At 69.3% G+C, this 15,369-nt stretch carries 14 protein-coding genes; 7 read left to right on the top strand and 7 right to left on the bottom strand.

Annotation, left to right across the window (positions count from 1 at the left end):
• Window positions 1–720: an ABC transporter permease gene (locus AORI_RS56230; RefSeq protein ID WP_016333403.1), complete on the top strand. Its 720-nt coding sequence runs from the start codon at window positions 1–3 to the stop codon at window positions 718–720.
• Window positions 717–2,150, top strand: coding sequence for an alpha/beta hydrolase (locus AORI_RS56225; RefSeq protein WP_016333402.1), 1,434 nt, complete (start codon window positions 717–719; stop codon window positions 2,148–2,150). Before AORI_RS56230 ends, AORI_RS56225 begins: the two co-directional genes overlap by 4 nt.
• A 7-nt stretch (window positions 2,151–2,157) precedes the next feature.
• On the opposite strand, the gene AORI_RS56220 is transcribed toward AORI_RS56225, so the two are convergent.
• The 6 genes from AORI_RS56220 to AORI_RS56195 all read right to left on the bottom strand — a co-directional run bounded on the left by AORI_RS56220 (window position 2,158) and on the right by AORI_RS56195 (window position 8,484).
• A complete protein-coding gene (locus AORI_RS56220; protein WP_043848047.1) occupies window positions 2,158–3,615 on the bottom strand; it encodes an alpha/beta hydrolase in 1,458 nt (485 codons plus the stop codon).
• Between the two features lie 251 nt (window positions 3,616–3,866).
• Entirely contained in the window at window positions 3,867–5,120 is a 1,254-nt protein-coding gene (locus tag AORI_RS56215) for an HNH endonuclease signature motif containing protein (RefSeq protein ID WP_016333400.1), read from the bottom strand.
• A gap of 204 nt (window positions 5,121–5,324) precedes the next feature.
• Window positions 5,325–6,113: an ABC transporter permease gene (locus AORI_RS56210; RefSeq protein WP_016333399.1), complete on the bottom strand. Its 789-nt coding sequence runs from the start codon at window positions 6,111–6,113 to the stop codon at window positions 5,325–5,327.
• The gene (locus AORI_RS56205) at window positions 6,110–7,060 is read right to left on the bottom strand and encodes a daunorubicin resistance protein DrrA family ABC transporter ATP-binding protein (RefSeq protein ID WP_016333398.1); all 951 of its coding nucleotides are present in this window, start codon (window positions 7,058–7,060) and stop codon (window positions 6,110–6,112) included. The genes AORI_RS56210 and AORI_RS56205 overlap by 4 nt, the downstream gene beginning before the upstream one ends.
• Before the next feature lie 11 nt (window positions 7,061–7,071).
• Window positions 7,072–7,917, bottom strand: coding sequence for a DUF4097 family beta strand repeat-containing protein (locus tag AORI_RS56200; protein WP_016333397.1), 846 nt, complete (start codon window positions 7,915–7,917; stop codon window positions 7,072–7,074).
• A gap of 51 nt (window positions 7,918–7,968) precedes the next feature.
• Window positions 7,969–8,484, bottom strand: coding sequence for an Arc family DNA-binding protein (locus AORI_RS56195; protein WP_043848046.1), 516 nt, complete (start codon window positions 8,482–8,484; stop codon window positions 7,969–7,971).
• Window positions 8,485–8,832: 348 nt separating this feature from the next.
• Between AORI_RS56195 and AORI_RS56190 the strand changes: the two genes are divergently transcribed.
• Window positions 8,833–9,456, top strand: a complete 624-nt coding sequence (locus AORI_RS56190; RefSeq protein WP_043848045.1) for a helix-turn-helix transcriptional regulator — start codon at window positions 8,833–8,835, stop codon at window positions 9,454–9,456.
• A 6-nt stretch (window positions 9,457–9,462) separates the two neighbouring features.
• On the opposite strand, the gene AORI_RS56185 is transcribed toward AORI_RS56190, so the two are convergent.
• Window positions 9,463–10,053 carry a response regulator transcription factor gene (locus tag AORI_RS56185; protein ID WP_016333394.1) on the bottom strand — a complete coding sequence of 197 codons (591 nt, stop codon included), beginning with the start codon at window positions 10,051–10,053 and terminating at the stop codon, window positions 9,463–9,465.
• A gap of 93 nt (window positions 10,054–10,146) precedes the next feature.
• Between AORI_RS56185 and AORI_RS56180 the strand changes: the two genes are divergently transcribed.
• The 4 genes from AORI_RS56180 to AORI_RS56165 all read left to right on the top strand — a co-directional run bounded on the left by AORI_RS56180 (window position 10,147) and on the right by AORI_RS56165 (window position 15,223).
• On the top strand, window positions 10,147–12,402 hold the full coding sequence (locus tag AORI_RS56180; RefSeq protein ID WP_016333393.1) for an ATP-binding protein: 2,256 nt from the start codon (window positions 10,147–10,149) through the stop codon (window positions 12,400–12,402).
• On the top strand, window positions 12,399–13,046 hold the full coding sequence (locus tag AORI_RS56175; protein ID WP_016333392.1) for a TetR/AcrR family transcriptional regulator: 648 nt from the start codon (window positions 12,399–12,401) through the stop codon (window positions 13,044–13,046). The genes AORI_RS56180 and AORI_RS56175 overlap by 4 nt, the downstream gene beginning before the upstream one ends.
• 156 nt (window positions 13,047–13,202) lie before the next feature.
• Window positions 13,203–13,868 (top strand): helix-turn-helix transcriptional regulator, encoded by a 666-nt coding sequence (locus AORI_RS56170; RefSeq protein ID WP_016333391.1) that lies wholly within the window; start codon window positions 13,203–13,205, stop codon window positions 13,866–13,868.
• A 134-nt stretch (window positions 13,869–14,002) separates the two neighbouring features.
• Complete coding sequence (locus AORI_RS56165; RefSeq protein ID WP_043848044.1) at window positions 14,003–15,223, top strand: glycosyltransferase; 1,221 nt, start codon at window positions 14,003–14,005, stop codon at window positions 15,221–15,223.
• Window positions 15,224–15,369: the final 146 nt, after the last annotated feature.

Below are 15,369 nucleotides of genomic sequence, written 5' to 3'. Positions count from 1 at the left end.
ATGCTCTCGATAGCCCGCAGCGAATTGATCCAGATCTTCCGGAACCGGTCGGTCCTGATCACCAGCTTCGTGATGCCCCTCGCGATCTCCGCGTTCTTCGTCTACCAGCACGAGGTCTTCGCCGAGATCGGCAGTCTCGGCTACATCGCGGCGATCGTGATGTTCACCGTCTGCGCGTTCGGTCTCTACACCAGCGCGGTGACCACGCTGGCCTCGCGACGGCAGAACCTGTTCCTGAAGCGACTGCGCTCCACCGCGGCCGGCGACGCGTCCATCCTGGCCGGGCTGGTGCTGCCGGTCACCGTCATCTCCCTCGTCCAGGTGGCCGTGATCATGACCGTGCTGGGCGTGGTCACGGACACGCCCGCCAACGTCGGCCTGCTGGTGGCGGCGGTGCTGGCCAGCGTCGCCATGATGATCGGCCTCGGCCTGGCCACCGCGGGTCTGACCAACTCCCCCGAACACGCGCAGGTGACCACCCTGCCGGTCAGCCTCGGCGTGATCGCCGTGGCCAGCTGGGTCGGCATCTCCGGGACCGGCGAGCTGACGCTGCTCAAGCGGCTGCTGCCCGGTGGTTCGGCCACCGAACTCGCCGTCAACGCCTGGAACGGCGGCGTGGCTCTCACCGATTCGCTGCTCCTGCTCGCCCCGACCCTCGCTTGGGTCGTCGTCGCCGTCGTGCTCGCCACGCGGCTCTTCCGCTGGGAGCCGCGCCGATGACCGTCCGAAGTGGAGCGAAACTCGTTCTCGTCCTCGTCGCCGCCCTGGTGACCACGGCGACTCCGGCGATCGCGTCGGCGGCACCACCGCCGAAATGGGGACCGTGCCCTAAAGAGGCGGCCGGCCTCGGTCTGGAATGCGGCACCATCCAGGTCCCGCTGGACTACCGGAACCCGGACGGGAAGACCATCGAGATCGCGATCTCGCGCCTGGCGAGCGCGCGGCCGGAGAAGCGCCGCGGTGTGCTGCTGACCAACACCGGTGGCCCCGGCGGCGAAGGGCTCGCCTATCCCGCCACCCTCAAGAAGCTGAACATCCCGCAGGAGGTGCTGGACGGTTACGACGTCATCGGGATGGACCCGCGAGGTGTCCACAACAGCACTCCGGTGACCTGCGGACTGTCACCCGCCGAGCATCCGACCAACATCCCGAGGTACGCCCGGGACTCGGCCGACGTCACGACCGAGGCCCAGCGGGTCGCCGCCGTCGCCGCGAAATGCGGTTCCTCCGCCACCGCGCCGCTCCTTCCGTACATGACCACCGCCAACACCGCCCGCGACATGGACCGCGTGCGCGAGGCGCTCGGCGAGCGGAAGGTGAACTACTTCGGCATCTCGTACGGCACCTACCTCGGCTCGGTGTACACCTCGCTGTTCCCCGAGCGCAGTGACCGGTTCCTGATCGACAGCGCGACCGGCCCCGGCGGCTGGGACGCGGCCTTCTCGCGGCTGTTCGGCCAGGGCGTCGAAGACCGCTTCCCGGACTTCGCCAAGTTCGCCGCTTCGAAGCCCGAGTACGGCTTGGGCAGGACCCCGGCCCAGGTGACGGCGAAGTACTTCGAGCTGGCCGCGCGGCTGGACAGGACGCCGAGTCCGGACGGCTACAACGGCCAGGTGTTCCGCCACGTCACGTTCGCCGATCTCTACTACGACAAGAGCCTGCCGCATCTGGCCGAGACGTGGCGCGCGCTCGACACCGGGAAACCCGTGCCGGCTTCGGCCGTCGCGGGCTATCCGTCGGACAACTACATCGCGAGCCAGCTGCACGTGATCTGCAACGACTCCGACTGGCCCGAGGACGTCGGCACTTATCGGCGCAACGTCGCGATCGACCGGTTCCGGCACCCGCTGTTCGGCGCGGCGGCGGCGAACGTCACGCCATGCGCTTTCTGGCCGTCCGAACCGATCGAACCGCCGGTGAAGATCACCGATCGTGGCCCGTCGAACGTGCTGATCGTGCAGAACCTCCGCGACCCGGCGACACCGCTGGCGGGGGCACGGAAGCTGCGGGCGGCCTTCGGCGAGCGCGCCAGGATGGTCACCGTCGACCAAGGCGGTCATCTGGCGTACCTGTTCAAGGACAACAAATGTGCGAACGACCTCGCGACGGAGTTCCTGGTGCGCGGGACGCGGCACGATTTCGCCTGCTGATCCGGTGTCACGGGCGGCAGGTCCGATCGGCGGGGAGCCGTCCGCTCAGCAGGTAGTCCCGCACCGCCGTGTCGACACACGCGTCACCCTTCAAGAAGACGGAGTGGCGGTAGGCGCCTTCCACCGTCACCAGGCTCGATCCGGCGAGCGCCCTGCGCATGGCGAGCTGTCCCGCGTAGGGTGTCGCCGGGTCGCCGGTCGAGCCGAGGAGCAGCGCCGGCGCGGTGTTGCGGATCCGGGTGGCGGGTTCGGCGGGAGCCACCGGCCAGAACGCGCACGGGGTGATGTTGCGGGCCAGCGGGCCGAAGAGGGGCTCGGCGGCGCGATGCTCCTGGATGTCCCGGTAGTAGGTCACCGGCTCGCGGTCGGCCGCGCGATCGGCACAGACGACCGGTGTCCCGGCCCGGTCGGTCGCGGAACCGGACCCCGTCGTCAAGCCGTCGAGAAGCGCGCTCAACGCGGGCGACGGCGTGGTGGGCAGACCGGCCGCGGCGGCGCGGAGAGTCCTCACGGTGGCGGTGAACTCGGCCTGCGCAGCGGGCCGGTCGTCATAGAGGTGCGCGAAGAACACATACGGCACCGTGTGACCGTCCACTGTGTACTTCCCGACCGCGAACGGCCTCCGCTCGGCCGAGCGCGCGATGTCCCGCACGGTCGCCAGGACCTGGTCGGCGGTCTCTCCCAGGCCTTGGGCGGTCCGTGCCCAGTTCCGCAGCGCGGCGTCGAGCGAGGGCGCGGTCGGGCGGAGCAGGCCGGGCCCGTACGCCTCGGGATCCACCGCCGAGTCGAGCACGAACCGGTCGGCCCGCGAGCCGAACATCTGGAGGTACACCGCGCCGAGGTAGGTCCCGTAGGAGGCGCCGATGTAGGAGATCTTCCGCTCGCCGAGTGCTTCGCGGACCAGGTCCATGTCCCGTGCGGTGTTGCGGGTCGACGCTGCCCGCAACAACGCGGGGTCGTTGCCCGCACAACCGCGCGCCAGCTCTTTCGCGAGGGCCACGCTCTCGCCGAACGTCTTCAGGTCGGGCCCGGCCGAGCGGGTGAACGTGTCGGTCTTCCAGTCGCGCCGCAGCGGCGAACTGCGCCCGACGAACCGGGGATCCATGCCGACGAGGTCGTACCGCGCGGCTATCTCCGGCATCAGCGTGCCCGCCAGAACGAGTTCCCTCGCCGGACCGCCCGGCCCTCCGGGATTGAGCAGCACCACGCCGCGGCGACGCGCGGGATCGGTGGCCTTCATCCGCGCCAACGCGAGGGTGATCCGGCGCCCGTGCGGATGGCGGTAGTCGACCGGCACGGCGACGTCGGCGCACTGCGCGCCCGCCTTGTCCAGCTCGACGCCCACGCTGTCGCCGGGACCGGTCGCGCACCCGTGCCAGGTGATCGACGGGGCCGCGGCGGCGGTCGCCGGTGTCAACGCGGCGGTGACGAGCAGTGCCACCAGGACGGCTGTTCTCCTTGGCAACGCGAACTCCCTTGTGTCGAAGGAAAACTCCTCGGGTTCAGGTTAGGGAGCCGGGTTGTGCGGGGGCGTCCGGCTGCGGTTGGAGGTGGCTAGCCCGCTGGGGGGCTTTTTCTTGCGGCAGGTCCTGACGTTCGCGACCGACTGTGTGGATTTTGGTGCGTTGGATGACCCGAAATCCACACGGTCGTGCGTGATCGATCCGGGCATGACGAGGGGCCCGTCGCCTGGGTGGCTGGCGGGCTCCTCGGGGTTCAGACGTGATGCAGCGTGTTACGCCGGGGATGTCGGAGCGGATCCCGGTATTGGGGTGGGATGAACTCCGGTAACCCATCGGCGGCCATGCGTACTTCCCAGTCACCGTGGTGAATCAGCCGATGATGAAAACCGCACAGCAGCACGAGGTTTCGGAGGTCGGTGGGTCCGCCGTCTGCCCAGTGCTCAATATGATGAGCGTGGCAGTTCTTCGGCTTCCGATGACATCCTGGGAAGGCGCAGCCACCGTCGCGGAGGTTCAGTGCGCGTCTCTGGCCGGGCGTGACGAACCGTCTCAGTCGCCCCATATCCAAGGGTTCACCCGAGCCGCTCATCACGACCGGCAACATCAGGCAGTCGCAGGCGGCCAGCCGCGCCTCGCGGGCGGTCATCGTCCCCACGAAGTCCAAGCACGCGGTCCCAAGACCGGACTTCAGTTCCTCAAGTCCGATCGTGACATGGACGAGGGTCCGGTAGCCGCTGGTTCCGGGCTGGTCCGGGCACGCGATCGCCAGGTCGAGAAGTTCGGCCCAGGCGTCTCCCATGCGTTCGCACTTCATCCGCAGATCCGCCTGCCCGAATTCGTCGACCGGGCGTGGCTGGGCGTGTGCCTCCAGCGCGGCGGCGGTGCGGGCGCCGGTCTCGTCGTCGAGGAGGCCGGTGAGTTTCCAGAAGCCGTCTTTCCGGCGTTCCAGGGTGATTTCCCGGCGCGGCTCCTTGGGCTCAGGATCCTTCGGCTCGTTGCCGTCGGGGTTGAGCCAACCCATCAGTTTCGCCTCAGCCTTGGAGAGTTGCCGGGGTCCGGCGTTCGGGGCGAGGTTCGCGAGGATCTTCTCCGCGGCCGCCCGATCCTCAGCAGACGTGTCGGCAGGGAGCCGTTTCAAGATCTCCAGGATCTGATCGATCCGCTCATCCCCGACCAACCCCTCCGCGGCAACCGCGGCAGTGCAGGGAGCAACAGGCGGAACCTCGGTGCCATCCAAGGCCCGGGTGGGGTTCAAGGCGAGAGCCCGCTTCACCACCGCGCCCGCTTCGCCGCGCGACAAGCCCGCCATCTCCGCGAACCAGCTCGCCGTACTGCCATGCCCGTACAAGTCTTTGACGCCACGATTCTCGATCTCCGCCAGAAACTGCCCCAACCCGGCAGTGGCCATGCGAATCACCTGCAAGAACTGCTGCACGCCATGGGCAAGCTCCAGCTTGCCGGCGCGCCACAGCTCCTGCGGCAGTTCGGGAAGGAAGGTCTCGGACACCCCTCAATAATACCGCAAACCCGTCGAACATGTGTTCGTAATTTTAAGCAACAAGCCAACGTGCACCGACAACACTGAAGGGTGAAACAGGCGCCAACGTCGAATCACCCTAAGCGACTCGCATTTAGTCGACTAAATGCGTAAACCAAGCGCCCCGGACCGAAGAAACCCGGCCCGGGGCGACCCCCAGTATCAACCCCAAGATCAGCGATCGCGTTCCTTGGCGAACAAGGACTTCGACCACACATACCCGACCACCGAGAGCACAACGCACCAGCCGATCGCGAGCCAGCCGCTATTGCCGATCGGAGTCCCGAGCAGCAGGCCGCGAATGGTCTCGATGACCGGAGTGAACGGCTGGTAGTCGGCGAACCAGCGCAGCCAAGCGGGCATCGAATCCGTGGGCACGAAGCCGCTGCCGAGGAACGGCAGCAACATGAAGATCATGGGCGTGTTGCTCGCCGTTTCCACGCTCTTGGCCGCCAGGCCCAGCGCCACCGAAAGCCAGGTGAGCGCGATGGTCAGCAGCAACAGCACGCCGACGACGGCGAACCATTCGCCGACACCCGCCGTCGGGGAGAACCCGATGAGCAGCGTGACCCCGAAGACCACGGCGAGCGCGAACGCCGTCTGGATGAGCGCGCCGACGACGTGCCCGGTCAGTACCGACGCCTTGCTGATCGCCATCGTGCGGAACCGCGCGATGATGCCCTCGGTCATGTCCGTCGCCACTGAGATCGCGGTGCCGAGAGCGGCGCTGCACACGGTGACGAGCAGGATGGCGGGCGTGACGTAGCCGACGTATTCGGCTCTGCCGCCTCCGCCGCCGAGACCGTTCCCGAGCGTGCCGCCGAAAACGTAGACGAACAGCAGCAGGAACACGATCGGCTGGCCGATCAGCATGATGGTGAGCGACGGATACCGTTGCATATGCCGGATGTTGCGGCGCAGCATGGTCGTCGAGTCACGCACCGAAAGGGAAAGGGTGCTCATCGGGCCATCTCCTTGGTCGCTTCGGTCCGGTGACCGGTGAGGCTGAGGAACACGTCGTCGAGGTCCGGCGTGTGCACGGTCAGGCTGTCGACGGCGACGGCCTCGTCGTCGAGCCGGTCCAGGACGGCGCGCAGGGCGGCGACGGTGCCGTCGGTCGGCACGCGGAGCGCCAGAGCTTCGTCGTCCGAAGTGGACACTCGAAGCACACGCGTCGCGTCACGCAACGAGACCGCGTCGGGGAACTTCAGTTGCATGTGCCCGCCGGGCACGCGCCGCTTCAGTTCGTCGGGCGTGCCGAGTGCGACGATCCGGCCGCCGTCGAGTACGGCGACCCGGTCGGCGAGCTGATCCGCCTCCTCCAGGTACTGCGTGGTGAGGAAGATCGTCACACCGCCGTCGACGAGGTCGCGGATGATCTGCCACATCGTGCGGCGGCTGCGCGGGTCGAGGCCGGTGGTCGGTTCGTCGAGGAAGATGACCTTGGGGTCGCCGATCAGGGTCATCGCCAGGTCGAGTTTGCGGCGCATGCCACCCGAGAAGGTGGACGGCGTCTTCTTCGCGGCATCGGTCAGCTCGAAGCGTTCCAGGAGTTCGGCGGCCCGCCTGCGGCCCTCGCGGCGCGGCAGATGGTGCAGATCCGCCATCAGGAACAGGTTCTCCTCACCGGTGAGCAGATTGTCCACCGCGGAGAACTGTCCGGTGAGCCCGATCGAGGCACGGACACCGTCCGGGTCGGTGGCCAGATCGGCTCCGGCGATGGTCGCCGCACCGGCGTCCGGAGTGACCAAAGTGGACAGAATGTTGACCGTGGTGGTCTTGCCCGCGCCGTTGGGGCCGAGCAACGAGAAAACAGTGCCCGCCGGGACATGCAGGTCGATACCGTCCAGGACGACCTTGTCGCCGTAGGACTTGCGCAGTCCGGTCGCGGAAATGGCCGGGTTTCGCATGAGGATTCCCTTCAGGAACGGTGGACGAGGATGTCGCCGACGGAAGTGCCGGCGTGGACTTCGACCTTGTCGGTCGTCTCGCCGGGCGCGGTGGCGGCGGTCATGTCGTTGACGACGCGGCCGAAGCCGGTGTTCACGTCGAGCCAGGCGGCGCTGCCCTCACGGATGCCGATCTCGACGTCCCCCAGCGATGTTTCGAGGGTGAGCGTGCCCCTGGCCGCGTCGAGCACGCGGACGGAACCGTTGGCGGTCTTGGCTTCGACGCCGCTTTCGGCCTTGTCGACGGTGATGTCGCCGTTGGCCGAGCGGAGGCGGATCGAGCCGGTGGCGGCCCCGATGGTGGTGGCCCCGTTGGAGTTCTTGACCACCGCGGTGCCCTCGATCACGCCGACGTGCACGCGGCCGGAGCTCGTACTGATGTCGGCGTTGCCTTCGGCGTGCTCGACGACGATGTTCCCCGACGCTGTGTGCAGTTTCAGCTCACCGGCCCGGTCCAGCCGGATGTGCCCGGTGCCGGATTTGTAGCGGCAGGCGCCGATCCGCCCGGTCGCGGTCAGGTCGCCGAGGCCGGTGCTCCCCTGCACCCGGGAGCCGGCGGGCAGTTCGATGGTCACGTCGATCGACCTCGTCCGCCTGGAGAAGTCGAGCAGCCGCATCTTCGGCGCGCGGACGGTCAAGGTGCCGCCGGAGAATTCGACGACGGTGCGCTTCGCGGCGTCGACGTCGGAGTCGTTGTCCTTGTCGAGCGGGGCGACCTCGACGACCGTGTCGGTGCGGTCTCCGGCGACGATCCGGACGTTGCCGACGACCGGATCGAGGTCCGCGAGAATGGGTTCCGGGGTGGCGAAAGAAGGCATGGTTGTCCCCTCAGAGGTGGTGTGTTCGGTGTTTGTGCTGGTCTAGGAGGTCTAGCTGACCCAGCCGGTGTAGCGCTGAGCGCCGCGATGGCCGCTCGTCGGAGCGGGCGGCGTGGCCCACTCCGACGGCTGCAACGCCGCGGACGCGGCTCGCACGAGCCACGCGTTGACCGAACGGCCTTGCGCGGCCGCGGCCTCCTCCACGCGTGTCTTGAGGTTTTCCGGGAGCCGGAAGTTGATGCGGGCCGTGGCCCCTTCCTCGTCCGGCACCGGCGGCTCCGGCGCGGCAGGCGGGGCGGGCGCGGCAGGTGCGGCCTGGTCGACCGCGGGAAGCGTGACGGCGAAGCTGGCTTCCCCGGCACGCAGCCGGACCTCGACCGAACCCGGCGCGAGGTCACGGGTGATCTCGTCCGACGCGGCGGACAACGCGTCCAGCAGCGCGAGACGAATGGCCGACGCGAGCGGCGCGGTCAGGCGTTCGGCGAGCGCACTCGCCTCGGCTCCCCCCGCCTCGGCGGCGACGGCGAGTTCCCGGCGAACGTTGTCCACAAAGGGCGTCAAATCCATGATGCCATCATGGCACCATGATGGCGCCAACGCAAGGCCAACTTGGCACCACATGGCGCCAAAGTGGCGTCAGCGCAGGTCAAGGCCGATTTTGCCCCTTCGGCCAGTCTCGGCTGGCGGGGGAAGCAGGACACGGCGGAACGCGTTGCCGGGGTCGTTCACGGCGGGCGAGAATCGCCACGAGCCGCGCGGAAAGGAAGCGGCCCGCCGTCGAGTGTGGGGGTCACCAGAGGCGGGCCGCTACCCGGTTCCCACCGTACAAGAGGTCCGCTCGCGTATGCGGGCAACGCTTTTTGTCCTTGCGGCCCTTGACAAACCGAAGATCCACAGTGGACGGAAGACGGACACATGCGAGCAGTTCGGGTGCGTGTCTGCGCCCTGGACCCCATCACGAAGGCCGGCCTGGTCGATCTCCTCGGGACACGCGCGTCCTTGGTCGTGACCGAAAGCCGGGCACGGGCCGAAACCGATGTCGTCGTCGCCGCTTTCGACCGGCTTTCGGCCGACGCGGTCACCGCGTTGCGTGCCGTCGCCGCCGAGTTCGGCAAGCCGATCGTGCTGGTGACCGACCGGATCGAGGAGGGCGGCCTCACGGCGGCGGTGATGTGCAAGGTGGTCGCGATCCTGCCGAGGTCGGCGATGACCGACTCCCGGGTGGCCGACAGCGTCCGTGCCGCCGCGTCGAGCGCCGTGGATCCACCGCGGGATCTCCTCGGCAGGCTGGCCGACCAGGCCGAGCGGCTCCACCGGGAGATGCTCGCGCCGAACGGTCCGGCGGACGCCGCGCTCTCCTCGCGGGAGATCGAAGTCCTCCGCCTGATGGCCGACGGGTTCGACACCCAGGAGATCGCGGCCGAACTCGCCTATTCGGAACGAACGGTGAAGAACGTCATCTACGCGGTCACCGACCGGCTGAGGCTGCGGAACCGGTCGCACGCGGTGGCCTACGCGATCCGGGAAGGGGTCATCTGAGAGCGCTCAGATGAGACCTTCGCGAAGCGCGTACGCCACGACGTGGGTGCGGTTGCGCAGATTGAACCGGCTGAGCAGGCCGTGCAGGATGTTCTTCACCGTCCGGTCGGAGTAGGCCACCCGCCGGGCGATCTCGCCGGTGTCGAACCCCTCCGCGAGCAACCGGAGCACCTCGGTCTCACGGGGTGACAGACCGCTGAGCGTGAGCTCGCGCGGTTTGGCGGGCAAATCGCCCCGGCCGGCGTGGGCGTCGGCGACCGCGCGCAGCAACCGCCCCGGCGTCGCCTCGGAACGCGCGACGACGACGGCGAGCCCGCGCTCCACCGCGGCCCACAGCTCGGCCTGGTTGGGGTGCTCGGCCACCAGCACCAGCCGCGCCGATCCGGCCGGGATACGCCGCGGGTCGTCGCCCGCGACCGCGACGAGGACGTCGGCCTTCGCCGGGTCGTCGCGCAAGGTGATGCCGGGGCCGCCGCCGAGCGCGCTGCGCAGCCCCGCCAGGACGAGCGGATCACCGGCGTGCACGGCGACCCGGATCTCCCGCCGCTCCCCGGTCCGGACGACCGGGCGGACGGGCGGCGTCATGATCGTCGACATGCCTTCCAGGTAACCGGCCCCGGAGAAGGCGGGACAAGCGGAAGCAGGGGGCAGCTTTCCGTCAGCGCAAGCCTGCCGGTTGAATGGACCGCGGTGGAGGCGAACGAGACGCGGTCGGTGTTCGGCAAGCTCCTGCTCGAACACCGGCGGGCCGCTGGATGGACACAGGGGCGGCTGGCCGAGGCCTCCGGGATCAGTGTCCGCGCCCTGCGCGAGCTGGAGCGCGGCCGCGCGCGGGCCGCTCAGCAACGCTCCGCCGAGGTGCTGGCCGACGCGCTCGGCCTGACCGGCGGTGACCGTGAATTCTTCCTGACCGTCGCGAAACAGGGGCGGCGCCGCAATCCGGCGCTGGCCGCCCAGGTCGCGGCGACCTGCGCGCTGCCCGCGCCCACGGCGGATCTGTCCGGCCGCGAAAGCGAGCTGGAACAGCTTTCCGCGAAGGTCGCCGAGGGCGGTGGCGTGGTCGCGATCGTCGGGCAGGCCGGGGTCGGGAAGACCGCGCTCGCGGCGACCGCGGCGGATCTGTGGCGCGCGGAGTTCCCGGACGGCGGCTACGCGGTAGACCTGCGCGGGATGGACGAGGAACCGTTGAGCGCCCGGGCCGCGCTCGACCGGCTGCTGCGCGCGCTGGACGTCGCGCCGGGACAGGTGCCCGCCTCCGAAGCCGAACGGTCGGCGTTGCTGCGGATGCTGCTCGACGGACGGAAGGTCCTGCTGCTGCTCGACAACGCCGCGGACGAGGCGCAGATCCGCCCGCTGCTGGTCGCCGGGCCAGGCTCCCTCACCCTGATCACCTGCCGACGCACGCTCGCCGGACTCGAAGGCGCCCGTTGGCTGGGGCTCGAACCGCTGTCGGACGACGGCGCGACCGGCCTGCTCGCCAGGATCATCGGCGCCGACCGGATCCACGCGGAGCCCGCCGCTGCCCGCGAGCTCGCCGCACTGTGCGGATACCTGCCGCTCGCGGTCCGGATCGCGGGCAACCGGCTCGCCACCCGGCCGCAGTGGTCCCTGGCCCAGCTCGCCGACCGGCTGCGCGACGAAAGCACCCGGCTGCGGGCGTTCGCGGCGGGCGACCTGCAACTGCGCTCGGCCTTCGACCTGTCGTATCGCGCGGTCTCGGCCGAGGCACGACGGCTGTTCCGCCTGCTGGCGACCGTCCCCGGCGCCGACTTCGGCCTGGAGCTGGCGATCGTCGTCTCCGGTGCGGCCCCCTCCGACGTCCGCGATCATCTCGACGAACTCGTCGACGCCAGTCTCCTTCAGACGACGGCGGAACCGGAACGCCATCAGTTCCACGACCTGATCCGCTTGTTCGCGGAGGAGCGGTTCGAGGCGGAGGAGGAGCCCGCCGCGCGCGACATCGTGCTCGCCCATCTGCTCGGCAAGGCGGCCGAGGCGGCCAGGTTGTTCTATCCCAAGGCATCCGAGACCGGCCGGTTCGGCTCGCGGGACGAGGCCGCCCGCTGGCTGGACGTCGAAAGCGGGAACTGGGTCGCCGCGCACCGGCTGGGGGCGCGGCGGGGGCGGCATCAGGAGGTCCGCGACCTCGCGATCGCGCTGCACTGGTACTCCGACGGACGGAGTGCCCAGCAGCCGTGGTGGGAGATCTTCTCGCTCGGCGCGGCCGCGGCGAGCGAGCTCGGTGACGCCGCGGCCGAGGCGAAACTGCTCAACTTCGTCGGCTGGGCCGCCAGTATCTGTCTCGGTGACGAGAAGGAGGCCGTGGCGCGGCATCGCCGCGCGCTGGACATCGCCGTCCGGATCGGCGATCAGGTCGAGCAGACCTGGGCGTCCATCTATCTCGGCCAGGTGCTGCGGCTGACCGGGCAGGGCGACGAAGCGTTCGAGTTCGCGAAGCGCGGGTACGAGCTGGCGCACGAACTGCCGTTCTGGGACGGGCAGACCACCGCGCGGAACATGTACGGGCGCGCGCTGCTCAACGCCGGACGGCATGCCGAGGCGCTCGCCGTGCACCGGGCCGTGCTCTCCGACGCCGAACGGCTGGCGGGCGACACGTATCCCGATTTCCATCGGCTGCTGAAGACCCTGACCGTGCGCGCCATCGGCGACGTGCTCGGCGATCTCGCCGAATGGCGGGAGGCGGCGATCCAGTACCGCGCCAGCCGGTGGCTCGCATGGGAAGGCGGTTTCGGTGGCCTGGAAGTGGTCAGCGCGATCCGGGAAGGACGCGCCTGGCGGGAGGCAGGCGCCTTCGACGAGGCGAGGGAATGCCTGACGCTGGCCGTGGAACTCTCCCCCGGACCGTCGTTCGCCGCGTGGCGGGAACAGGCTTCGGCCGAATTGGCGCTGCTACCCTTCGGGCCGACGGAGCGGGAGGGCCGATGACCAACGCGGACGGGCAGAGCCCGCGGGAGCGCTATCGCGACCAGGTGCGCGCGGAGATCAAGCAGCACGCGTGGGAGCAGATCGCCACCGCCGGGGTGCCCGCGCTGTCGCTCAACGCGATCGCCAAACAGGTGGGGATGAGCGGTCCCGCCCTGTACCGGTATTTCGCCAGCCGCGACGACCTCGTCACCGCGCTCATCCGCGACGCGTACCGGAGCCTCGCCGACACCGTCCGGGCGGCGTTCGACGGCGGTGCCGATCTGGCCGGGCTCGCCGTCACCATCCGGGACTGGGCCCGGAGCGACCCGCAACGCTACTTCCTCATCTACGGCACGCCCGTCCCCGGCTACCACGCACCCGACGACACCACCGCCATTTCGAGCGAGGTCATGGCCGTGCTGCTCGAAGCGTGCCGCGCGATCCCCGTGGACGGCCCGGCAACCCCGTTCGACGAACATCTGGACAGTCACCGCGACTGGGCGGGCGACGATCCGGCCCCGTCCGCGACCCTCCACCGCGCGCTCGCCTTCTGGACCCGCTTGCACGGCGTGCTCTCGCTCGAACTCGCCGGCCATTTCACCGGCATGAAATTCGACCCCGATCTGTTGATCTCGGACGAACTGGACGACCTCACGAACCGGTGACCGGCCGATCGCCGTCGCAGTGAACCTTTCCCGCCTCTCGGGCGTCTTGCCCTGTGACGTTGCCACGATGGACATGCAACGTTGTAACGTTATAGCTTCTAAGTACCGCAAGAGCTACTAACATCGTTATCCGGGCGCTTCGGGGGGACTTCGATCATGATTCACGGGGAGAAGATCAACAGGAGGACCGAGCGCGTCAGAGTCGCCGTACACGCCCCGGATCTGCTGGCCGGGCTGGGCACGACGAGCATCCTCGGCGCCGACGAGCGGCTGGACGTGCTGCCCGACACCGACCTCGGGGCCGCCGAGGTCGTCGTGACCGTCGGCGACTCGATCGGCGACGGGGTTTTCGCCTTCCTGCGCCAGGTTCGCGCCGCGTCGTCCCTCCCGGCACCACCGAGATGCGTGATCGTCACCGACCATTTCCCGGTCCAGGTCCTGATGACGGCCATCGAATGCGGCATGGCCGCCCTGCTGCCGCGACGCGACCTCGACGGCGAACATCTCGTGCGGACGATCCTCGCGGTCAGCCAGGGCGCGGGCGCGCTGCCGCCGCGGCTGCAGGGCAGCCTGCTCTCCCAGCTCGAACGGATCCAGGAGGACCTGCTGGTCCCCAACGGCCTCGCGTTGTCCGGGCTGTCCGACCGGGAACGTGAGGTGCTCCGCCTGCTGGCCGACGGCCATGGCACGGAGGAGATCGCGGCCAAACTCGCCTATTCGGAGAGCACGGTGAAGAACGTCCTCCACCGGGTGATGTCGCGATACGGCCTGCACAACCGCACGCATGCCGTCGCCTTCGCGCTGCGCACCGGCTCGATCTGACGAAGCGTCCGAAGTGGACGCATTTCCCCGCCCCCTTCAACTTATAGCGGACATGGGGGCTTGCGGCAAGGCCCCGGTCATCCCCCAGAATTGCCCGCCGAAGGCCGGAAGCAGCGGGAAAAGGGAGTCGCGAAGTGCGTTTTTTGCTTACGTCATGGGGGTCGCGCGGGGATGTCGAACCCTTGCTGGGGCTCGCGATCGCCGTGCGGGAACTCGGCGCGGAGGCGGCGGTGTGCGCGCCCCCCGACGAGGAATTCGTGAAACTGTTGAAGCAGGCTGATGTGCCCTTGGTGCCGCTCGGCCCGACGGTGCACTCGGTGGTCGCCGGACCGAAACCGCCGACGGGGGAAGACGCGCTGAAGCTCGCCCCGGCGCTGGTGGCCGCCCGGTTCGAAACGCTTTCCACCGCGGCGGAAGGAGGGTGCGACGCGATCCTCGCGACCGGCCTGCTGCCCGCCGGCGCGCGGGACGTCGCCGAGAAACTCGGGATTCCCTACGTGTACGCGTGTTTCCACACCTTCGGGCTGCCGTCGCGGCATTTCGCCCCGGGGGTGCGGCCGGGCACGCCGTCGCCGGAGGGCGAGACCGACAACCGGGTGTTGTGGCGGCAGGACGCCGAACGTGTCAACGCCTTGTACGGCGGGGCGCTCAACAGCCGGCGGGCGGCGATCGGGCTGCCGCCGGTGGACAACGTCCGCGATCACGTCTTCACCGGCTCGCCGTGGCTGGCGGCGGACCCGGTGCTGTGCCCGTCGGAGGGGATGACGGATCTCGACCTCGTCCCGACGGGAGCGTGGATCCGGCGCGACGACCGACCGCTCCCGGCCGAACTCGAGGAATTCCTCGATTCCGGTGAGCCGCCGGTGTACGTGGGCTTCGGCAGCATGGCCGCGTACGCGCCGAAGGACATCGCCCGGGTGGCCATCGAGTCCGCTCGCGCCTTGGGCCGTCGGATCCTGCTCGCCCGTGGCTGGGCGGGTCTGTCGTCGATCGACGACGCCGACGACTGTTTCGTCGTCGGCGAGGTCAACCAGCAGGCGCTCTTCCGCCGGGTGGCCGCCGTCGTGCACCACGGTGGCGCGGGCACCACGACGACGGCCTCCCGGGCGGGCGCGCCCCAGGTGGTCGTCCCCCGGATCGCGGACCAGCCGTTCTGGGCCGGACGGGTGGCGGAGCTGGGAATCGGTGTGGCACACCAGGATCCGCTGCCGACCGTCGAATCCCTGACCGCCGCGCTCACCACGGCCCTCTCCCCCGGAACCGGCGCGCGGGCGAAGGCCGTGGCGGACACGATCCGGACCGACGGGGCGACGGTGGCCGCGAAACTGCTCGTGAGTGTCAAGGACGGTTATTGAGGGGTAAGTCAAATGTGGCGCGTTGTGCCGCCTGGGCCTTTTGGTGTCCAGAGTGGTCACTTCTGGGTGGCATGCGCCTGTGTTGTGCCTGTATGTCCGGTTTCGCGGGGAGTCGTGAGTGGCGAAAAGGGTTAGAACGAGCATCG

The sequence above is a fragment of the Amycolatopsis keratiniphila genome (assembly GCF_000400635.2).
Classification (GTDB): domain Bacteria; phylum Actinomycetota; class Actinomycetes; order Mycobacteriales; family Pseudonocardiaceae; genus Amycolatopsis; species Amycolatopsis keratiniphila.
This window is presented reverse-complemented; position numbering and strand designations above follow the sequence as displayed.

What these genes read in the sequence shown, in the direction of transcription:
- AORI_RS56230 (WP_016333403.1), top strand. Translation starts at nt 1, where the DNA reads ATGCTCTCGATAGCCCGCAGCGAATTGATCCAGATCTTCCGGAACCGG.
- AORI_RS56225 (WP_016333402.1), top strand. Translation starts at nt 717, where the DNA reads ATGACCGTCCGAAGTGGAGCGAAACTCGTTCTCGTCCTCGTCGCCGCC.
- AORI_RS56210 (WP_016333399.1), bottom strand. Translation starts at nt 6,113, where the DNA reads ATGAGCACCCTTTCCCTTTCGGTGCGTGACTCGACGACCATGCTGCGC.
- AORI_RS56205 (WP_016333398.1), bottom strand. Translation starts at nt 7,060, where the DNA reads ATGCGAAACCCGGCCATTTCCGCGACCGGACTGCGCAAGTCCTACGGC.
- AORI_RS56200 (WP_016333397.1), bottom strand. Translation starts at nt 7,917, where the DNA reads ATGCCTTCTTTCGCCACCCCGGAACCCATTCTCGCGGACCTCGATCCG.
- AORI_RS56195 (WP_043848046.1), bottom strand. Translation starts at nt 8,484, where the DNA reads ATGGATTTGACGCCCTTTGTGGACAACGTTCGCCGGGAACTCGCCGTC.
- AORI_RS56190 (WP_043848045.1), top strand. Translation starts at nt 8,833, where the DNA reads ATGCGAGCAGTTCGGGTGCGTGTCTGCGCCCTGGACCCCATCACGAAG.
- AORI_RS56185 (WP_016333394.1), bottom strand. Translation starts at nt 10,053, where the DNA reads ATGTCGACGATCATGACGCCGCCCGTCCGCCCGGTCGTCCGGACCGGG.
- AORI_RS56175 (WP_016333392.1), top strand. Translation starts at nt 12,399, where the DNA reads ATGACCAACGCGGACGGGCAGAGCCCGCGGGAGCGCTATCGCGACCAG.
- AORI_RS56170 (WP_016333391.1), top strand. Translation starts at nt 13,203, where the DNA reads ATGATTCACGGGGAGAAGATCAACAGGAGGACCGAGCGCGTCAGAGTC.